This is a genomic window from Jannaschia seosinensis, from assembly GCF_001408515.1.
GTDB classification, from domain to species: domain Bacteria; phylum Pseudomonadota; class Alphaproteobacteria; order Rhodobacterales; family Rhodobacteraceae; genus Jannaschia; species Jannaschia seosinensis.
In genome coordinates this window covers 1-18476 of the sequence record NZ_CYPR01000213.1, presented here as the reverse complement: position 1 = coordinate 18476, position 18476 = coordinate 1, and the positions used below count along the sequence as shown (strand labels likewise).

Genomic DNA, 18476 nt, shown 5'->3' with positions numbered 1-18476 from the left:
CAGCGCCATCCGCTTCGTGACACCCGACCAGCGCCATCGTGGCGAGGAAAAGGCGCTGCTGGCAGAGCGCCACCGCGTCTACCAGATGGCCCGCGCCGTACACCCGGAACGCTGGTCAGGTCAGACCCGCGACTGGCAGCCCATCGGCTCGGTCTGGCTTAACCCCGAGCGACCCGATGCCGGGCGCAGAGGCCATGGGGCTGCCGACGCGCTCCCCCATCAAGCTGGCGGCGGCGGCCCCATGGCCGGCCCAGCCGAGAACGCAGCGTGAAAACGAGTGCAGGCGACAACTACCGTGACGAACACCGCGGCTGAAGCGGATCGAATCTCGATGGATCGCCGTCTGCAATCACCAGCGGCCCCACCCGCCCAATGGGAGACAGCCGCCCGCCGTGGTCCACCTCAACCAGACCGAAACCAAGCAGCAGGCGCGGAGAATGGTCTGAACTGTCTCGGAAACTGTCCATCGAATGGGCGTAGATCAATTGGCCGCCAAGCTGTCCTTCGCTAAACCTGTTTCGCTTCATATCCAGTCCCTTCGCTTTAGTCCGGATCCAACCGGAGCTCTGAGGAGAAACAGGGCGACACGTCAACACGCGTGCAGGAACCGTTGTCTGCTCATTCGGTTCTTCCCTCACATTCATTCAGCTTCGGAGAACCGAACATGTCCCGCAACGACCTCGCTCTGATCATCGCAACGGCTTCGCTGGGATTTCTTGTAGTAATGCTCCTTCGCTCGCCACAGAGGGAGCGGCACCGGTCAAATGCAACGGACAGCATGGAGGAAGCCAAGGCAAGACAGGTGCGAAACGCCGGCCCGGGGTCGATGGCCAATCCTCCGCGCGAATGGTCGATGGTGGACGAAGAGTCCGACGAGTCATTCCCGGCGAGCGATGTCCCGGGCAACTACTGACGCGGCGATGGTGAGCCTCTTCGGACCTCGGCTTCGCCTTCAGCGGTGTCTCCCATCTGCAGAACCTATCCAGACCCAACTCTGCGGAATTATAAGGCACCGCAATACCTTGTGAAAAACCGGAAACTGTCAACATTCTCTGTGCGAGCAAAACGCGCAGCTAAAGAGGTATGCCCTAAACCTTCTCGTCATCATCACGCTGCGCCTCGACCTTGCAGATGCTTAAGATACGTACTGGGCCGAAGCGAATGCGTCTTCATGGAGAACAACGGGTTCACGGTTTTTAGAAAACTGCCCCGTATCGGCGTTCGTCAAAATCAACGGCTGGCGCGCTGGCGTTGGCGGGTGCAACGGAACTCAGCACCTTGCGCAGGACGCGATGACAATCTCACCGTGCGACACCAATTTGCGATAGAAGTCTGACCTTGATATCTGCGCAACTCGTTGCGCAGAACGGTTCCCACCAAAGCTCTTTGACCGCGGTCATGCCGCATATCCTCTGATCCTGCACCGGGAACCTGTATTAAGCCATCTGCCGCGGCCTCGCTCTCAACCGCAGCGAGGGTGCACGACGACCCTGCACCGCCGCCAATACCATCTTCAAAGGATCTCGCTTCAAGCCCGCCGTGCCCCTAGCTCAAGCTGCCGCCGGCGCCAAACCATCAGCAAGAGTGACGAGCTTGCGGCGCTCCTCGTCCCACAGCTTCAGTCGCACACAGTGCAGGCTCTCGCGGAGGGTCAGCCGTTGCCCGGCCCGATCGAGTTCCGGATGGTCGCGCAAGACCGCCGGCAGGCGGTAGAACGGAATTCGGCTGTTGAGGTGGTGGACGTGGTGCAATCCGATATTGGCGGTCAGCCAATGGAGGGGCGCGGGCAGGTCGTAATGCGAACTGCCGTGAAGGGCAGCGTCGTGCAATTGCCACTCCGGCTCGTGCTCGAAATGCGTCTCCTCGAACTGGTGCTGGACGTAGAAGAGCCAGACACCAATTGTGGCCGCCAGCACAGTAGTGGGCAAGAACAGCACCAGAAGCGGCAGCAACCCGCCGAAATACCAGATCAGCCCCAGAAGCGCCGCGACGGCGACATTGGTTCCCATCGCGCTAATCCAGTAGACCCGCCCGGCCCGCATCAACCCCAGCGGCAGGCGGTTTTCCAGCAGGAAGACCCAAGCCGGTGCGAAGCCGAACAGGAAGGCGGGATGCCGGTAGATCCGGTAGCGCAACTGGCCCATCGGGGACAGCGCGCGATATTCGGCCGCCGTCAAGGTCTGGACCTCGCCCATGCCGCGGCGGTCGAGATTGCCGGAATGGCCGTGATGCTCGGCGTGAATGCGGCGCCATACGTCGTATGGCGTCACCGTCAGAACCCCGAGTGCGCGGCCAGTCCAGTCGGCAAGCCTGCGGCTGCTGAACAACGCGCCGTGGCCGCAATCGTGCTGGATCACGAAGAGCCGCACGAGGATGAATGCGTTCAAAACGGCAATGCCGCCCGCGAGCCACGGGCTGATCGAAAGGGCCCACCAACCCAGCGCCCACAAAAGGACGAATGCGGCCAATGTGATGGCGACCTCGAACAAGCTGCGGCTGGTGGAAGGCTCGCGGTAGCGGGCGAGGATCGGAACCCAACGGCGCGCATCGGCGCTTGTGTCGGCGATACTGGAAGCGGTCATGGAATAGCTATTCTTCATCAGAGAGGATCCTGCCCGTTGAGCACAGCACGCCAAGGCGGGCAAGGTAAGGGTTGCGGGTCCGGTGCAGGCGCACCAAGCCGGACACGCCCGGCACGGCATTTTGCCGGCAACCGCGTATCGTCATCTTTAGATAGTATTTACCAGCGCGAGGACCACCGCACGCACGCGCTTTGGCGCGGTAAATTGCGACCAGTCGAAGATCGCTCTCACGCCCGGCGCGCGTTTTTCCCGTTTCCGGCGAACGATTTATCCGACTGCGTCCCGCCATGGGCGCCGTTCAAATCACCTTCCGTTGAGGCGGACGAAAGCGCCATCTCCTCTTGGATCGCGGACAACGCCTTCCAGTGCTCGCGGAAAAACCGAGACCTCGGACGATCCCTGCTGCTGTTCATTGCGGAACGTGCGGCGATTTCGTCGCCACTTTCATGAACTGCCCAGGAAGCATCGGCGACGACGTCTCGCTTCGCGCCCTAACACCTCGGCGAAAATCGAACATCGGACGCGCCGCCGAGGCCGAGGGAATAGCGATGACGAATATCCAGGCTCTTCGACGTGCGGCGCAGCTATTGTGGCGCAGACACCGGATCCACCCGATCTCATTCGGCATGGACATGTGCTCGAACCTGTCCCTCAGCGACGAGGACCACGTGCAACACGGAGAGCGGGGGTCACGAGCCTCCACGGCGCGTTCAAGCGGAAGACCGCCTGTCCCGCCTGGCTGATCCGCACGAAACCAGCCCTTCATAGGCGCCGCGGGCCAGTTTGCCGCCTCCGTATCGATATACGTGCGAGGGATTGATGGGAATTGGGTCGCGGCAAGACCGGCACCGAACCCGCAGACCTGAGAGTGCCGTCCACATCTACTGTCGACAGGCGATTTACAAAACCGCCCTCTGCGCGTTAGATTCCATTTGTTCGAACACAATTCTGCAATGCGGAATTGTGGGAGCAAGGGAGGAAGTATGACGAAATTCTTGACTTCGGCGGCGGTCGCGCTTGCCCTCACCGCCGGTGCGGCGGCTGCGCAGACGACGCTTTATTTCGGTGAAGCGGGTCCGAACCGCGGCGCCCGTGCGGACGCGATCAACTTCTTCACCGGTCAGGTTGAAGAACTGTCGGGCGGCGACCTCAGCTTCGATACGCAGTGGGGCGGTGCGCTTTTCAAAGCCGGCGCGGCACGCAGTGCTCTCGCCGACGGTGTCGCCGATGCAGGCACGATCATCGCGGTTTATTTCCCGCAGGAGATGGCGGCCTACGGCATCGCGGACCTGCCAATCAACAATCCCGACCCGTGGGTCGGCATGAAAGCCACGGACGATCTGATGCGTTCGAACGCGCAGATCCAGCAGGACCTGGCCAACCAGAACCTCGTCTATATCGGCACCTTCACGACCTCGGCCGTCCATATCGGTTGCGTCGGCGCGACGATCAACAGCGTCGACGACATCGCAGGCCTCAAGGTCCGCGGCGTCGGCGCCTATGGCCAGGCTTTCGCCGACCAGGGCGCGAACCTCGTCTCCATGTCGATCTACGATGCCTATCAGGGCCTTGATTCCGGCCTGATCGATTGCAGCCAAGGCTACAGCTACGTCGTGCCGGCCCTGCAATGGCAGGAAGTGATCGACAGCTACACCCTGCTCGACTGGGGCCAGGTGGGCGCGTTGGGCGTGTTCATGAACAAGGACATCTTCGATAGCCTGACGCAGGAGCAGCAGGACGTGCTCATGGAAGCCGGCCGCCGCATCCCTGATGAGCTTGGCCGCATCCTCGCCACCGAGAACGAGGCGGCAGTGCAGATGATGCGCGACAAGGGCATCGAGGTTGTCGAGCTGCCCGAGGCGGAACGCGCCAAGCTCGTGGAGGCCGGCTCCACCTATGTCGAAAGCTGGAAGGACACCGTCTCCGGCATGGGCATGGACGGCGAGGCGATGCTGACCGAGTATCGCGGCCTCATCGACGAATACACGCAGGAGCGCGACGCCCAGGGCTACCCCTGGGAGCGCTGACGCGGTCTGGCCCGCATCCTTCGGGTGCGGGCCGGGTTTCTCCTTCCGTTCGAGTGTTGAGGTTCCATGCTTCGTTGGATCGAGCGTTTCCTGCTGGACTTGGCTGCTGTCGCCATTGTGGCGCTCGGCCTTCTGATCACGGTCAGCGTGGTTCTGCGCACGTTTTTCAATTCTGGCGTCCCCGACACCGTCGTCTTGGTCGCCGAACTTATGGTGGCGGCCATCGTCCTGCCGCTCGCGGCGACGGTCGCCGCCCGCGCCAATATCGTGGTTGAAGTGCTGAGCCAGCATTTCTCCAGACGCCTGCAGGACGCGCTCGTCATCTTCGGCGGGATCGTCGGGCTGCTCGCGCTGTTGCCGCTGATCTGGGCGGGGTGGAAGGAAGCGCACAGCGTGATCGAGAGCGGGAGCTTCTTCTTTGGCCAGTTGAACCTTCCGAAATGGCCGGGACGGATCCTGTTTCTGCTAGGCCTAGCGGCCTGCTGGCTGCGCCTCTTCGTGCAGGTCGCGCAGGACATTCTCACGTTCGCGCGCGGCGAGCGGATCGATCTGGAGACGGGGACGAACTTTATGCAGGAAGACGCCTGATATGGACGGCACGCTGATCGGCATCATCGCCTTCGCGGCTGTTATCGGCCTTCTCGCGATCCGTGTTCCCATCGCCTTCGCGCTCGCGGGCGTGGCCGCGATCGGGGCGTTCTGCATCTTCGCGTTCCGCACGGGCGCCTTCATGCCGGACCGCGCGTTCCGTCCCACCTCGAGCCTCGTCTTCTCGAACTTCTTCGACCTGATCCACAGCTACGACCTGTCGATGATCCCGCTCTTCGTGCTCTTGGGACACATCGCCTACCGCGCCGAGATCACGACTGCGATCTATCACGCAGCGCGGGTCTGGCTGGTGCGCATCCCCGGCGGCGTGGCCATGGCGAGCGTCGTCGGCTGCGGCGGGTTCTCGGCCATCTCCGGCAGCTCCATCGCCTGCGCATCGACGATGGGCCGCATCTGCACGCCAGAGATGCTGTCGCTTGGCTACGACAAACGCCTCGCCACCGCGTCGGTCGCCGCCGGTGGCACACTCGGGTCGCTGATCCCGCCATCGGTGCTTTTCATCATTTATGGCATCTTCACGGAAACCTCGATCTCGGCCTTGTTCCTCGCTGGCGTCCTGCCGGGCCTTCTGAGCCTCGCGGGCTTCCTCTTCGTGATCTGGATCTGGGTGCGTCAGAAACCGCAGGACGCGCCGGCTTTCACCGGCTCCATCACCCTCGCCGAAAAGCGCGGCGCGGCGCTCGCCGCGTGGCCTGCCGCGGCGCTCTTCGTGGTTATCGTGGGCGGCATCTATGGCGGCATCTTCACCGCAACCGAAGCGGCCGCAATATCGGTGGCGCTGGTGACGGTGGCGGGCTTCGCGCAGCGCAAGCTGACCTTCTCTGGCCTCTGGAGCGCACTGCGCGAGACCGCGATCCAGACCACCTCGATCTTCCTGATCGCGGCGGCGGCGAAAATTTTCGTAGCCTTCATCGCCCTGACCGGAGTGGCGCCCACGATTGTCGGCGCCGTCACCGGGGCAGAGCCGAACGTTGTCGTCCTGATGGCCGTGATCGCCCTGATCTACCTGCTGCTCGGAATGTTCCTCGACCCGATCGGCATCATGGTTCTGACGCTGCCGCTCATGGTGCCGGTGATCGAGACCTACGGCCTCGACCTGATCTGGTTCGGCGTGGTGGTCATCAAGCTTCTGGAGATCGGCCTGATCACGCCGCCCGTGGGCCTCAACGTCTTCGTCATCTCGTCCGTCGTCGGCAAGAGCGTTCCGATCGACCGCATCTTCTCAGGGCTTCTGCGGTTCCTGTCCATCGACCTGCTGGTTCTGATCATCATCATGGCGGTGCCGGCCCTGTCGCTGATCATTCCGTATTCGGTGCGCTGACGTGAAGGATTTCTCCGAAACCGATCGTCGTTTCGCCACGACTCTCGCACGGGGCCTCTCGGTCCTGCGCGCGTTCCGGCCCTCGGATGACGGGCTCGGCAACGCGGAAATCGCCGAGCGCACGGGCCTGCCGAAAAGCACCGTCTCCCGCCTGACCTACACGCTGCATGCGCTGGGCTATCTTAGCCACGCGCGTCACGGCGAACGCTACCGGCCCGGCCCGGCGCTGCTTGCGCTGGGAAACGTCGCGGCCGCCTCGATCGGTTTCGCCGAACTTGCCGGCCCGATCATGCAGCGTCTGGCCGACGAGACGCGCACGATGGCGCTTTTGGGAGTTCGCGACCGGGAGCGGCTGCTCCTGACGAAAGTGTGGCGTCCGAACGGCGTCTCCTCGATCTGGCTGGATGTCGGGCACCGCGTCCCCTTTCGCGGCTCCTCCTCGGGCGCGTGCTACCTCGCGGCCCTCCCGGACGACGCCCTGCCCCGGATCGTGGAAGAAGTCGGCGGCGACCGGGATCTGACGCTCGAACTCGCGCACCGCATCCGGCAGGAGGCCTTCGGCCAACTGATCTTGCGCGGCTTCGTCATCACGCCGCCCGCCGAGTACTTCGCCCCGAACATCCATGCGGTGTCGACGCCGTTCCAATCCCCCGACCTCTCCGAGCCCGTCGTCTTCACCTGCGGCGCGCTACCCGACGACCTGAACGTCGTCCGGATGGAGCAGGAGGTCGGGCCCGTCCTGCGCGCCGCCGTGTGCGAATTGCAAACGAAGCTCGGGCTCGGCCCCGTTCCGCTCCGGCGCTGAACGCCCGAGGCTCCGAGACTGACGATCGAGAAGAGGAAGCAGATGACCCATCCCGTGCACTACGAGACCGACGGCAGCATCGCTGTCATCACCGTGGACAATCCGCCGGTGAACGCGCTGGGCCACGCGGTGCGCGCGGGCCTTGTCGACGCCTTCGATCGTTTCGAAGAAGACGGCGCCGCCAAGATCGCCGTGCTGGTCGGGGCCGGCCGCCTGTTCATCGGCGGCGCCGACATCTCCGAGTTCGGCAAGCCGCGAAGGGAGCCGCATCTCCCCGACGTGATCGCGCGGATCGAACGCAGCACGAAGCCCGTCGTCGCCGCCATTCACGGCGCGGCACTGGGCGGCGGGCTGGAGGTGGCGCTCGGCTGCCATTACCGCGTCGCCGTGGCGGGCGCGAAGCTGGGCCTGCCGGAGGTGACGCTCGGGCTGCTGCCCGGCGCCGGCGGCACGCAGCGTCTTCCGCGCCTTGCCGGCATGGATGCCGCACTCGACATGATCACCGGCGGCAAGCCCGTGACGCCAGAAATTGCGGCGGAATACGGGCTGATCGATCGCATCGCCCCGGATGGGGAGGCACGGGCTGCAGGCCTCACCTATGCGCAGGAGCTTTTGGCGGAAGGTGCCACCGCGCGCCCGACCTCAAACCTGACGGCGGCCCCCGCCACCAAGGATGCCGCGACATGGGACCAACTCCTCGAGGCGCGGCATCCCGGTCAGATTTCGCAACGCCGCGCGGCCGAAGCGGCGTTTGGCGCGACAGCCCTGCCCTTCGACGAAGGCCTCACCCAAGAGCGGCGGCTTTTCGACACGCTGATGGAAAGCCCGCAGCGCGAGGCGCTGATCCACGCCTTCTTCCTCGAAAAACGGGTCTCGTCCCTGCCGGAGTTGAAGGACGTCGAGCCCCGCCCCCTCGACACCGTCGGCATCATCGGCGGCGGCACGATGGGCTCGGGCATCGCCACCGCCTGCATCTTGGCAGGGATCCCGGTCACGCTGGTGGAGACCACGCCGGAAGCGGCCGAAAAGGCGCATGCGACCATCTCCAAGAACCTCGACGGCGCCGTCGCCCGCGGCAAGATGAGTGCCGAGGCCCGCGCCCGCGCCGACCTCACCACCACCACCGAATACCAGGCGCTGTCTCAGGCCGATCTGGTGATCGAGGCCGTCTTTGAATCCATGAACGTGAAGCGGCAGGTCTTCGGCCAGCTCGATGCGGTCATGAAGGACGGTGCCATTCTGGCCACGAACACGTCATATCTCGACATCAACGAGATCGCGGCGACGACGAGCCGCCCGGCGGACGTTCTGGGCCTGCATTTCTTCTCGCCGGCCCATGTCATGCGCCTTCTCGAAGTCGTGGTCGCCGACAATACGGCGCCCGACGTCGTTGCCACGGGCTTTGCCTTAGGCAAGCGCCTGAAGAAAGTCGCCGTGCGCGCCGGGGTCTGCGACGGATTTATCGGCAACCGGATTCTCAGCCACTACCGCGCCGCCGCGAACGAGATGATCCTGCAGGGCGCGTCGCCCTACCAGATCGACGCGGCGCTGGAGCGTTTCGGCTTTGCGATGGGGCCATACAAGGTGGCCGATCTCGCCGGGCTCGACATCGGCCACGCGACCCGCAAGCGGCAGGGGCCGCGGCCGGGCGTCGTCAATCCCGACTGGGACGACCGCCTGAACGAGATGGGGCGACTCGGGCGCAAGACCGGCCGGGGTTACTATGTCTACGAGGATGGCGCGCAGGAGGATCCGGAGGTTCTGGCGATCATCGACGAGGTCCGCGCGAAGCACGGCATCACGCCGCGCGACATCGGCGACGACGAAATCTGCAATCGCTACATGGCCGCGATGGTGAACGAAGCCGCCCGCGTGGTCGGCGAAGGCATCGCCAAGCGCCCGATGGACGTCGATGCCGTCCTGCTGTTCGGCTACGGCTTTCCGCGCTGGCGCGGCGGACCGATGATGTATGCCGACCAGACGGGCATCGGCACGATCCGCGACCGGATCCGGACCTATGCCGAAGCGAATCCGGAGTTCTGGCGCACCGCGCCCCTGATCGACGAGTTGTCCGAGACCGGCCGCACCTTTGGGGAGATGAACCAATGAACCGTGCCGTCATCGCATCCGTCGCCCGCACGCCCATCGGCAAGGCACATCGCGGCGCGTTCAACCGGACCCACGGCGTCGACATGGCGGGACATGCCGCGGCCCATGCCGTCGCGCGTTCCGGAATCGACCCGGCCCTGATCGAGGACTCGATCTGGGGGTGCGGCTATCCACAGGGCGCGACGGGGCGCAACATCGCGCGTCAGGCGGTGATCCGCGCCGGCCTGCCCGTCACCGTCGCCGGCACCACCGTCAACCGCTTCTGCGCCAGCGGTCTGCAGGCCATCGCCATGGGCGGTCACATGATCTCGGCCGAGGGCGCCAAGGCCGTCCTCGTCGGCGGGGTCGAGTCGATCAGCCAAGTCCAGCCGCCGCCCGACGACAGCCCCAATGCCTGGATCATGGCGCACAAGCCCGATCTCTACATGCCCATGATCGACACCGCCGACATCGTGGCCGGACGATATGGCATCTCCCGCGAGGCGCAGGACGAACTGGCGCTCCAATCCCAGAAACGCACCGCCGCCGCACAGGAAGCCGGGCGCTTCGACGCGGAAATTGCGCCGATGGAGGTGGTTCAGGGCGTCAAGGACAAGACGACGGGCGAGACCGCGGAGCGGAGCTGGACCATCGACAAGGACGAGTGCAACCGCCCGGGCACGACGCTGGAGGGACTGCAATCGCTCGACCCCGTGCGGGGCGCGGACAAATACATCACGGCGGGCAATGCCAGCCAGCTTTCGGACGGGGCCGCCGCGCTCGTGATGATGGACGAGGCGGAGGCGGAGCGTCAGGGCCTCGAGCCTCTCGGCGCGTTCCGCGGCTTCGCCGTCGCCGGCTGCGAGCCCGATGAGATGGGAATCGGGCCGGTCTTCGCCGTCCCGCGCCTTCTGGAGCGCGCGGGCATCGGCATCGACGAGGTGGACCTGTGGGAGCTGAACGAGGCCTTCGCCTCGCAGCTCATCTACTGCCGCGACCGGCTGGGCATCCCGAACGACCTTCTGAACGTCGATGGCGGCTCGATCTCCGTCGGGCATCCGTTCGGCATGACGGGCACCCGCATGACGGGACACCTGCTTCACGAAGGACGGCGGCGCGGGGCGAAACTCGGCGTCGTCACGATGTGCATCGGCGGGGGCCAAGGCGCCGCCGGCCTTTTCGAAATCTTCTGAACCGAGGACGACATGGATCTGACCTATTCCGAAGAATACGAGACCTTCCGCCGCGATCTGCGCGGCTTCCTCGAGGCGCGCCTTCCAAAGCGGCTCGCCGACAAGGTGCGTCTGGGACAGCGCGTCACCAAGGAAGACCACGAGGAGTGGCACGCCATCCTGCAGGAGCGGAACTGGCTCGCGGGACATTGGCCGAAGGAACATGGCGGTGCGGGCTGGGATGCCGTGGAGCGCCACATCTTCGAGGAGGAAACGACGCGCGCCCACGCGCCGCGGATCGTACCCTTCGGCGTGATGATGCTGGGGCCGGTCCTTATGAAGTTCGGCAGCGACGCGCAGAAGGCGCACTGGCTTCCGCGGATCCTGAACGGCACCGATTGGTGGTGCCAGGGCTATTCCGAGCCGGGCGCGGGATCGGATCTCGCGGCGATCAAGACGACGGCCGAGCGGGACGGCGACCATTACGTCGTCAACGGCCAGAAGACCTGGACCACGCTCGCACAATATGCCGACCACATCTTCTGCCTCGTGCGCACCTCGAAGGAGGGCAAGAAGCAGGAGGGGATCAGCTTCCTGCTGATCGACATGAACGATCCCGGTATCGAGGTCCGTCCGATCCACCTCATCGATGGTGGCGCCGAAGTGAACGAGGTCTGGTTCAAGGACGTGCGCGTCCCGGTCGAGAACCTCGTGGGCGAGGAGAACCAGGGCTGGACCATCGCCAAATACCTCCTGACGCACGAGCGGACCAACATCGCGGGCGTGGGTTTCGCCAACGAAGCGCTTGCAAACCTCAAGCGGATCGCCGCGCTCGAACATCAGAACGGCCGGCCCCTGATCGAGGACCCGCTCTTTGCCGCCGAAATCGCGCGGCTCGAGATCCAGCTCATGGCGATGGCGACGACGAACCTGCGCGTGGTCTCGGCCGCCGCCGGCGGCAACGCGCCCGGGGTCGAAAGCTCGATGCTCAAGGTGAAGGGCACCGTCATCCGGCAGGAGATAAACGACCTGACCCGGCGCGCCTGCGGCCCCTACGCGATGCCCTTCGTCAGCGAGGCGCTCGAAGCGGGCTCGAACGTCGAGCCGGTCGGCCCGGATTATGCCGCGCCGGTCTCCGGGCGGTACTTCAACAATCGGAAGCTCTCGATCTACGGCGGATCGAACGAGGTTCAGAAACAGATCATCGCGAAGATGCGGCTGGGAGCCTGAGGCATGGATTTCAATCTGAGCGAAGAGCGGCAGATGCTGCAGGACGGCCTACGGCGGATGCTCGTCGACAAGGTCGACACCAAAGCCATCGCCCGCGGTGACACCGCCTGGAGCGCCGAAACCTGGCAGGCCCTGACGGAAATGGGTGTGATCGGCGCGCTTTTCACCGAAGAACAGGGCGGCTTCGGCGGGGCCGGATTCGATCTCATGGTGGTGTTCGAGGAAATGGGCCGCGCCGGTGCGCCGGAGCCGCTTCTGGAGACGCTCCTCGCCGGCCGTCTGATCGCCGAACTCGGCTCCGCCACGCAGATCGAGCAGCTCGACGAGGTGATCGCAGGCGAGGTGCAGATGGCCTTCGCCCATTCCGAGCCGGGCTCGCGATACGACCTGGAACGGGTGGCGACGAACGCCGCCCGCGACGGAGACGATTGGGTGCTGACCGGACGGAAATCGGTGGTGACGAATGGCGGTGAGGCGGATCAGATCGTCCTTTCCGCCCGAGTCTCCGGCGCGGTTTCCGACCGTGAGGGCCTCGCTCTCTTCCTCGTGCCGAAAGGAACGGAAGGTCTGGAAATCCGCGACTACCCCCTGACGGGCGGCGGCCGGGGCGCGGAGCTTGCGATGGAGGAGATGCGCCTGCCGGGTGACGCGCTTCTGGGCGAGGCGGGCGACGCCCTGCCCGCGATCGAGCGGACGGTCGCGCGCGGGTCGGCCGCCCAATGCGCCGAGGCGCTCGGCCTGATGGAGCGAATCCGCGACCTCACGGTCACCTACCTGCAACAGCGGACGCAGTTCGGTCAGCCGCTCATCAAGTTTCAGGCGCTGGCCTTCCGGATGGCCGATGTCCTGATCGAGATCGAGCAGGCGCGTTCGGCGGTCATCAACCTCTGCGGCCATCTCGACGCCGATCCCACCACGCGGGAGCTGCACGTCTCGGCGGCAAAGCAGCTCGTGGGCGCGACCGCCAAGCTCGTCGTCGAGGAGTCGATCCAGATGCATGGCGGCATCGGCATCACGCAGGAATACGACCTGGCGCATTTCGCCCGCCGCCTGACCATGGTCGAACACCGGTTCGGCGACGCCCTCTGGCATCTGGGCCGGTTCGCTCGGTTGCGCGCGGCATGAACGGGGCGACCGGGATCATCCGCGACGAGACGGGCACGCAGCGCACGCTGGGCTACGAGCTCGACGTCTCGGGCGGCGACGGACGGGCACGCTGCCGTCTGACGCTGGACGATCGGCACACGAACCGGCACGGTGCGCTGCATGGTGGGCTTGCGGCGGTTCTTCTCGATAACGCAATGGGCGCGACCGGCTCTTTGGCCATTGATCCGACGGGGCGACATCCGATGGTGACCTTGTCGCTGACGACCAACTTCCTGTCCTCTGGCCGCGTCGGCGACAGGCTGATCGCCGAGGGCTGGATCACCGGCGGCGGGCGCAAGGTGAAGTTCATCGAGGGCCGCCTCACCGCCGAAGACGGTCGCGTGATCGCCACCGGCACCGGCGTGTTCAAGCCCCTGGCGACGGAGCGGACGGCATGAATACCCAGCCCCCCACCGGGCACGCGCATCCCGGCGACGCCGCCGCTCCCGTCCACAGCCATCTCGACCGCCACGCCGAAACCCGGCCCGGCGCACCGGCGATGCGCGACTCCACCGGCATCGTCCTGGACTGGGCCGGCTACCGCGCGGCAAGCGAGGAGGCCGCGTCCCTTCTGTCGCAAGCGGGCGTCGGCCACGGCGACCGGGTGATGATCGTTGCCGAGAATTGCGCGGCGCTCGCGGCGTTCCACTTCGCCACCAGCCGTCTCGGCGCGCGCGCGGTGCCGGTCAACGCCCGGATGAAGCCGGCGGAAATTGCCCGGATCGTCGCCCACGCCACACCTCGCGCGACGGTCTACACCCTCGCTGCCTCGCCCGACGCCGCGGCCCATGCGAATGCCGCGGGCGCCGACACGCACCAGACCGCATGCGGCCTCGTCGGCCTGACCTCCCACACCGAGGCGAGCCCCGAGGATGCCGACGACACCGCCGTGATCCTCTACACCACGGGGACGACGGGTGCGCCGAAAGGCGTCATGCTGACCCACGGCAACCTCAACTTCGCCGGCCGCGCGTCGGCCGAGCTTCGCGGAATGGGGCCGGATGAGCGTCTCTACGGCGTGCTGCCGCTGACCCACGTCTTCGGGCTCGCCTCAATGCTGACAGCCGGCGCGGTCGCCGGTGCGGAGGTGCAGCTTGAGGCACGTTTCGCGCCCGACCGGCTCCTTTCCGCGCTCGAGGCCGGCGTCACCATCCTGCCCGCCGTGCCGCAAATGCACGCCGTTCTCATGGCGCATACCGAAGCGCAGGGGATCGAGACCCTCCGCGATGCACGGCTGCGCTACGTCTCTTCGGGCGCGGCCCCGCTCGACCCGGCGTGGAAGCGCAAGGCGGAGGCGTTCTATGGCCTACCGCTGCAAAATGGCTACGGCATGACCGAAACCACGGCCGGCGTGTCGGCAACGCGCAACCGGATCGGCGACCCCGATACGTCAGTCGGCCCCCCTCTCACCGGCTGCGAAATCCGCATCGCCGATCCCAGCGCAGAGGGCGTGGGCGAAATCCTGACGCGGGGACCGCACGTGATGAAGGGCTATTACCGCGCGCCCGACCTGACCGCCGAGACGCTCGACGCCGAAGGCTGGCTCTCGACCGGCGATCTCGGCCGCATCGATGCGGAGGGGCGCCTGCATGTCGTCGGGCGCAAGAAGGAGCTGATCATCCGCTCCGGCTTCAACGTCTATCCGCCCGAGGTGGAGGCGGCCCTGAACGGCCATTCCGACGTGGTGCAATCCGCCGTCATCGGCCGTGCGCGCAACGGGAACGAAGACATCCTGGCCTTCGTTCAGGCGACGCGCCCGGATCTGGACACCTCACTTCTGGCGGAATTCGTCGCCGCCTCGCTGTCCGCATATAAACGGCCCTCGGCCATCTTCGTCGTCGATGCGCTGCCCGCTGCGGCGACCGGAAAAATCCTAAAACACAAATTACTCGATACCTTCGCCGCGGAAATCGCGGCCCATGACGCGAAAGGAGGCTGAAATGCCCAAGGACACCATAGGCCACGGCCCGGAACTCGGCGCTTTCGAATGGGCCGACCCGATGCTTCTGGAGCAGCAGCTTACCGAGGATGAGCGGATGCTGCGCGATGCGGCACGGCAGTTCGCGACCGAGGTGCTGCAGCCGCGCGTAGCAAGCGCCTACCGCGACGAGACCGCCGCTCCCGAGCTGTTCCCCCTGATGGGCCAAGCGGGGCTTCTGGGCTCCACCGTGCCCGAGGATCTGGGCGGGCTCGGCGCGAATTACGTGACCTACGGACTCATCGCGCGCGAGGTTGAGCGGGTGGATTCGGGCTACCGGTCCATGATGTCGGTGCAATCCTCGCTGGTGATGTATCCCATCGACGCCTACGGCTCGCAGGCGCAGCGGGAGAAATACCTGCCGGGCCTCGCGTCCGGCGAACTCATTGGCTGCTTCGGCCTGACCGAGCCGGATGCCGGCTCCGATCCCGGGGGCATGAAGTCCGTCGCGCGCAAGACCGACGGCGGATACCTGATCTCGGGCACGAAGATGTGGATCTCGAACTCCCCCTTCGCCGACGTCTTCGTTGTCTGGGCGAAATCAGATGCGCATGACGGCAAGATTCGCGGCTTCGTCCTCGAAAAGGGGATGAAGGGGCTTTCCGCGCCCAAGATCGGCGGAAAGCTCTCGCTCCGCGCGTCCACGACGGGCGAGATCGTGATGGAAGACGTGGAAGTCGGCGAGGATGCGCTCCTGCCGAACGTTCAGGGACTTAAAGGACCCTTCGGCTGTCTCAACCGGGCGCGATACGGCATCTCCTGGGGCGCCATGGGAGCGGCCGAGGCCTGCTGGCATCTGGCGCGGAGCTACGGCCTCGACCGCAAGCAATTCGGCAAGCCCCTCGCAGGAACGCAGCTCTACCAGAAGAAGCTCGCCGACATGCAGACCGAGATCACGCTCGGTTTGCAGGGGTCGCTGCGTCTCGGGCGCATGATCGACGACGGGGTCGCGGCTCCCGAACTGATCAGCATGATGAAGCGCAACAATTGCGGCAAAGCACTGGAGATCGCCCGCACCGCCCGCGACATGCATGGCGGCAACGGGATTTCCGAGGAATACGGCGTGATGCGCCACATGATCAACCTTGAGACGGTGAACACCTACGAGGGCACCCACGACATCCACGCCCTGATCCTAGGGCGCGCGCAGACGGGGCTGCAGGCGTTCTTCTGATACTTTAGAAAAAGCGTGCCGGATCGGGAAACGCGGTTCGGCACGCCTTCCCCATATGACCGAACGCGTCGATCAGGCGGCTTTTTCTCAAATTGCTGCTTACGTGGCAGTTGCTGGGCAAAACGCCGCGTTTGAGCCTTAAGACGAGTTCAAATTATTCTCTCCGATGCCTCCAACAGGGTGTGCATCGACCGAGGTTTCCGTCGACCTGTTTCTTCTATGTTTCGCATCCCGTGTGGTTATAGGGCTGCTTCTTGAACAGCTCCGGCTTGTCGCGATGCCAGCCCTTGAGCGCGTCGATGGGCGTTCGGCCTTTCAGCACGGATTGCGGAAGCTGACCGTTGTAGAGCCGGACGTAGCGCAGGATTGTCTGTTCAAGGTCTTCGCCTGAACGGAAGCGGTGGCTCTGCAGGACATCCTCGATCCGTCCGTTGAAACGCGCGACCATGCCATTCGTTTGCGGTCGCATTGGTGGCGCCAAGCGGTGCTCAATGCCGAGATCGGCACAGAGACGGTCGAAGTCGTGGTTGCCAGAGGCGGCACGCCTACGCAGGCCGAACAGACGATCCCTGAACTCCTTGCCGTTATCGGTGAGCACCCGGGTGATCCGCATCGGCGCGGCACGTTCGAGGTCGCGCAGGAAGCGACGGGCATTGGCGGCAGTCTTCGCTGGATAGATGCGCACGAAGACCCAGCGGGTGGCGCGGTCCCTCTCGGGAGATTGCTGCGCAATGCCCTGCCGGGCAAGGGATGGCGACGAACAGATACCGGCGGCGGCTCCTGTGCCACCATCTGGGGCAGGTATTTCACGTCTACGTAAAGGTAGCCCGGCTCGTAGGCCTTGAAGGGGTTATGCGCAGGCTTCGGCTCTTTTGGCTTCAACGCTCGCAGGTAGCCCGCTCCATGCCGACGCAGACAGTGGTCGAGCCCGGAGCGCGAGTCGTTCGGGTTCAGGAACTCGCGCACCACGGCGAGCAAGTCGTCGAGCGGCAGCAGCAGGGTCGTGCGCAGGGACACGGCGACAGCCTCCTGCGCCGGCGTCAGCGTCGTCTGAAGACGGTGTGGCGTGTGGCTTCGGTCCTCGGTGCTGTCCCGGTTCCGCCACTTCCAGACCGTTTGCTCGGAGATGCCGTAGCGCTCCGCCACCATCCACGCAGGCTCGGTGCTGGCCTAGATCGCAGCCCTGATCTTCGGTGTCGTCGTCCCCTGCTTGTGGAGAAAGATCAGCACGCTCGCCCCTCGTCTCAATCCTCACGCAGGATCGATCTTGCCATGAAAAGCGCAGAGCGACGAGGGTCTACGCGATCATCCGGAACGGAACATCTAAGGCCACCCTCGCTCACGGTACGACGTACAGCGGAGGAAGCCTGCACCCATTGAACTTAAGGATCCGTGCACTTGATCGTGTTCTTCAAATCAATGCGCCAGGCGGAGAGAGCAAAGATCCTGTTAACCCGCATAATTCATGAAGCTGCGGACTTGTGCTCCGTGGGATGGTTTCCCCGGTCTCGGTTTTCTTGCGCGCACCCGGTGTTTGCGTCCGGTTGGCAGGCCGGCCGGTGACTTGGGTCTTGGGCGATACGGGTTGATGTTTCTGGGTTTGTCGGGGCGCATGCGTCAGGCTGTTTTCGGTGGGGCGAGGGCGTCGAAGAGAAGGAGGAGAAGTCCCTTTCGGGGACACGAAGCCGGCAGGGTCACGATGATCCGGGTCTTCTTCTCGACGATGGTGGCGGCCAGTTTGACGAGATGCAGCCGCAGCGTGTCGAACTGGGCGCGGCGCCACGGTGAACGTTTTGGGCAAGCCGCGCGGAGCTTCCACCAAATCCAGTAGGCGCAGCCGTGCAGCATCAGACGCATCTGATTGGCGTTGGCTTTCGAGCACGACGTCCGGTCTGCTGCGAGGTGGGCCTTCCACGCCTTGATGTGTTTCTCGGCTTGGCCGCGAGCGGAATAGAGCTTCTCGTAAAGATGCTTGCCGCGGCCGCCCTCGAGATTGGTGACGATGTAGCGGGTGTCCTGCCCCATGAGGCCAACCTCAACGCGGGCGATGACGCGGCGGGGTTTCGACCACGACCGAGCCGCGTAGGAGAAGGTTTTGAACCGGCGCAGCTTCTGGCCCGGCGTCCGGACGTAGCGCGCCGCCGTCGACGCTTCCAGAGCCGAGATGTTCTGCGCCAGACGGCCGTTCTTTGACAAACCAAAGATATAGCGCAGCCCGAGCCTGTCACACAGGTCCAGAACCTGCGGGGTGCAGTAGTGGCTGTCGGCTCGCAGCAGGATTTCTGTCTCGGGCCAATGCCTGGCAATCTGCCGGATCAACCGGCGGATATGGGCCGCGCTCTCG

15 protein-coding genes and 2 pseudogenes are annotated in these 18476 nt (G+C 65.0%); 13 read left to right on the top strand and 4 right to left on the bottom strand.

Annotated elements, in window-relative coordinates; genetic code table 11:
• A pseudogene (locus JSE7799_RS20090) lies at positions 1 to 172 on the top strand (IS3 family transposase); the annotation flags it as partial.
• 492 nt (positions 173 to 664) lie between these two features.
• Entirely contained in the window at positions 665 to 913 is a 249-nt protein-coding gene (locus tag JSE7799_RS20680) for a hypothetical protein (protein WP_222101793.1), read from the top strand.
• A gap of 637 nt (positions 914 to 1550) precedes the next feature.
• On the opposite strand, the gene JSE7799_RS16215 is transcribed toward JSE7799_RS20680, so the two are convergent.
• Together JSE7799_RS16215 and JSE7799_RS21425 are read right to left on the bottom strand one after the other, a co-directional pair.
• Positions 1551 to 2600 (bottom strand): fatty acid desaturase, encoded by a 1050-nt coding sequence (locus JSE7799_RS16215; protein WP_245624920.1) that lies wholly within the window; start codon positions 2598 to 2600, stop codon positions 1551 to 1553.
• A gap of 209 nt (positions 2601 to 2809) precedes the next feature.
• Entirely contained in the window at positions 2810 to 2995 is a 186-nt protein-coding gene (locus tag JSE7799_RS21425; RefSeq protein WP_222101792.1) for a hypothetical protein, read from the bottom strand.
• A gap of 570 nt (positions 2996 to 3565) precedes the next feature.
• On the opposite strand from JSE7799_RS21425, the gene JSE7799_RS16210 reads away from it, so the two are divergent.
• From JSE7799_RS16210 to JSE7799_RS16160, 11 genes are all read left to right on the top strand, one after another.
• Entirely contained in the window at positions 3566 to 4609 is a 1044-nt protein-coding gene (locus JSE7799_RS16210; RefSeq protein WP_055664539.1) for a C4-dicarboxylate TRAP transporter substrate-binding protein, read from the top strand.
• Positions 4610 to 4675: 66 nt separating this feature from the next.
• Positions 4676 to 5197, top strand: coding sequence for a TRAP transporter small permease (locus tag JSE7799_RS16205; protein ID WP_055664538.1), 522 nt, complete (start codon positions 4676 to 4678; stop codon positions 5195 to 5197).
• A gap of 1 nt (position 5198) precedes the next feature.
• Positions 5199 to 6539: a TRAP transporter large permease gene (locus JSE7799_RS16200; protein WP_055664537.1), complete on the top strand. Its 1341-nt coding sequence runs from the start codon at positions 5199 to 5201 to the stop codon at positions 6537 to 6539.
• A 1-nt stretch (position 6540) separates the two neighbouring features.
• Positions 6541 to 7344 (top strand): IclR family transcriptional regulator, encoded by an 804-nt coding sequence (locus tag JSE7799_RS16195; protein WP_144431766.1) that lies wholly within the window; start codon positions 6541 to 6543, stop codon positions 7342 to 7344.
• Between the two features lie 42 nt (positions 7345 to 7386).
• Positions 7387 to 9453: a 3-hydroxyacyl-CoA dehydrogenase NAD-binding domain-containing protein gene (locus JSE7799_RS16190; protein WP_055664535.1), complete on the top strand. Its 2067-nt coding sequence runs from the start codon at positions 7387 to 7389 to the stop codon at positions 9451 to 9453.
• Positions 9450 to 10625, top strand: a complete 1176-nt coding sequence (locus JSE7799_RS16185) for an acetyl-CoA C-acyltransferase (RefSeq protein WP_055664534.1) — start codon at positions 9450 to 9452, stop codon at positions 10623 to 10625. The genes JSE7799_RS16190 and JSE7799_RS16185 overlap by 4 nt, the downstream gene beginning before the upstream one ends.
• Positions 10626 to 10637: 12 nt before the next feature.
• Positions 10638 to 11834, top strand: a complete 1197-nt coding sequence (locus tag JSE7799_RS16180; protein ID WP_055664533.1) for an acyl-CoA dehydrogenase family protein — start codon at positions 10638 to 10640, stop codon at positions 11832 to 11834.
• A gap of 3 nt (positions 11835 to 11837) precedes the next feature.
• On the top strand, positions 11838 to 12959 hold the full coding sequence (locus tag JSE7799_RS16175; protein ID WP_055664532.1) for an acyl-CoA dehydrogenase family protein: 1122 nt from the start codon (positions 11838 to 11840) through the stop codon (positions 12957 to 12959).
• A complete protein-coding gene (locus JSE7799_RS16170) occupies positions 12956 to 13378 on the top strand; it encodes a PaaI family thioesterase (protein WP_055664531.1) in 423 nt (140 codons plus the stop codon). Before JSE7799_RS16175 ends, JSE7799_RS16170 begins: the two co-directional genes overlap by 4 nt.
• Entirely contained in the window at positions 13375 to 14919 is a 1545-nt protein-coding gene (locus tag JSE7799_RS16165; RefSeq protein ID WP_083480643.1) for a class I adenylate-forming enzyme family protein, read from the top strand. The genes JSE7799_RS16170 and JSE7799_RS16165 overlap by 4 nt, the downstream gene beginning before the upstream one ends.
• Before the next feature lies 1 nt (position 14920).
• Positions 14921 to 16132 carry an acyl-CoA dehydrogenase gene (locus JSE7799_RS16160; protein WP_055664530.1) on the top strand — a complete coding sequence of 404 codons (1212 nt, stop codon included), beginning with the start codon at positions 14921 to 14923 and terminating at the stop codon, positions 16130 to 16132.
• A 217-nt stretch (positions 16133 to 16349) separates the two neighbouring features.
• Here JSE7799_RS16160 and JSE7799_RS16155 read toward each other — a convergent pair.
• Both JSE7799_RS16155 and JSE7799_RS16150 read right to left on the bottom strand, forming a co-directional pair.
• Positions 16350 to 17362: pseudogene (locus JSE7799_RS16155) on the bottom strand (integrase core domain-containing protein).
• A gap of 387 nt (positions 17363 to 17749) precedes the next feature.
• Positions 17750 to 18476: IS1380 family transposase (locus tag JSE7799_RS16150; RefSeq protein WP_144431765.1), on the bottom strand; the 727-nt coding region annotated here is incomplete at its 5' end.

What these genes read in the sequence shown, in the direction of transcription:
- JSE7799_RS20680 (WP_222101793.1), top strand. Translation starts at nt 665, where the DNA reads ATGTCCCGCAACGACCTCGCTCTGATCATCGCAACGGCTTCGCTGGGA.
- JSE7799_RS16215 (WP_245624920.1), bottom strand. Translation starts at nt 2,600, where the DNA reads ATGAAGAATAGCTATTCCATGACCGCTTCCAGTATCGCCGACACAAGC.
- JSE7799_RS21425 (WP_222101792.1), bottom strand. Translation starts at nt 2,995, where the DNA reads ATGAACAGCAGCAGGGATCGTCCGAGGTCTCGGTTTTTCCGCGAGCAC.
- JSE7799_RS16210 (WP_055664539.1), top strand. Translation starts at nt 3,566, where the DNA reads ATGACGAAATTCTTGACTTCGGCGGCGGTCGCGCTTGCCCTCACCGCC.
- JSE7799_RS16205 (WP_055664538.1), top strand. Translation starts at nt 4,676, where the DNA reads ATGCTTCGTTGGATCGAGCGTTTCCTGCTGGACTTGGCTGCTGTCGCC.
- JSE7799_RS16200 (WP_055664537.1), top strand. Translation starts at nt 5,199, where the DNA reads ATGGACGGCACGCTGATCGGCATCATCGCCTTCGCGGCTGTTATCGGC.
- JSE7799_RS16190 (WP_055664535.1), top strand. Translation starts at nt 7,387, where the DNA reads ATGACCCATCCCGTGCACTACGAGACCGACGGCAGCATCGCTGTCATC.
- JSE7799_RS16185 (WP_055664534.1), top strand. Translation starts at nt 9,450, where the DNA reads ATGAACCGTGCCGTCATCGCATCCGTCGCCCGCACGCCCATCGGCAAG.
- JSE7799_RS16180 (WP_055664533.1), top strand. Translation starts at nt 10,638, where the DNA reads ATGGATCTGACCTATTCCGAAGAATACGAGACCTTCCGCCGCGATCTG.
- JSE7799_RS16175 (WP_055664532.1), top strand. Translation starts at nt 11,838, where the DNA reads ATGGATTTCAATCTGAGCGAAGAGCGGCAGATGCTGCAGGACGGCCTA.
- JSE7799_RS16170 (WP_055664531.1), top strand. Translation starts at nt 12,956, where the DNA reads ATGAACGGGGCGACCGGGATCATCCGCGACGAGACGGGCACGCAGCGC.
- JSE7799_RS16165 (WP_083480643.1), top strand. Translation starts at nt 13,375, where the DNA reads ATGAATACCCAGCCCCCCACCGGGCACGCGCATCCCGGCGACGCCGCC.
- JSE7799_RS16160 (WP_055664530.1), top strand. Translation starts at nt 14,921, where the DNA reads ATGCCCAAGGACACCATAGGCCACGGCCCGGAACTCGGCGCTTTCGAA.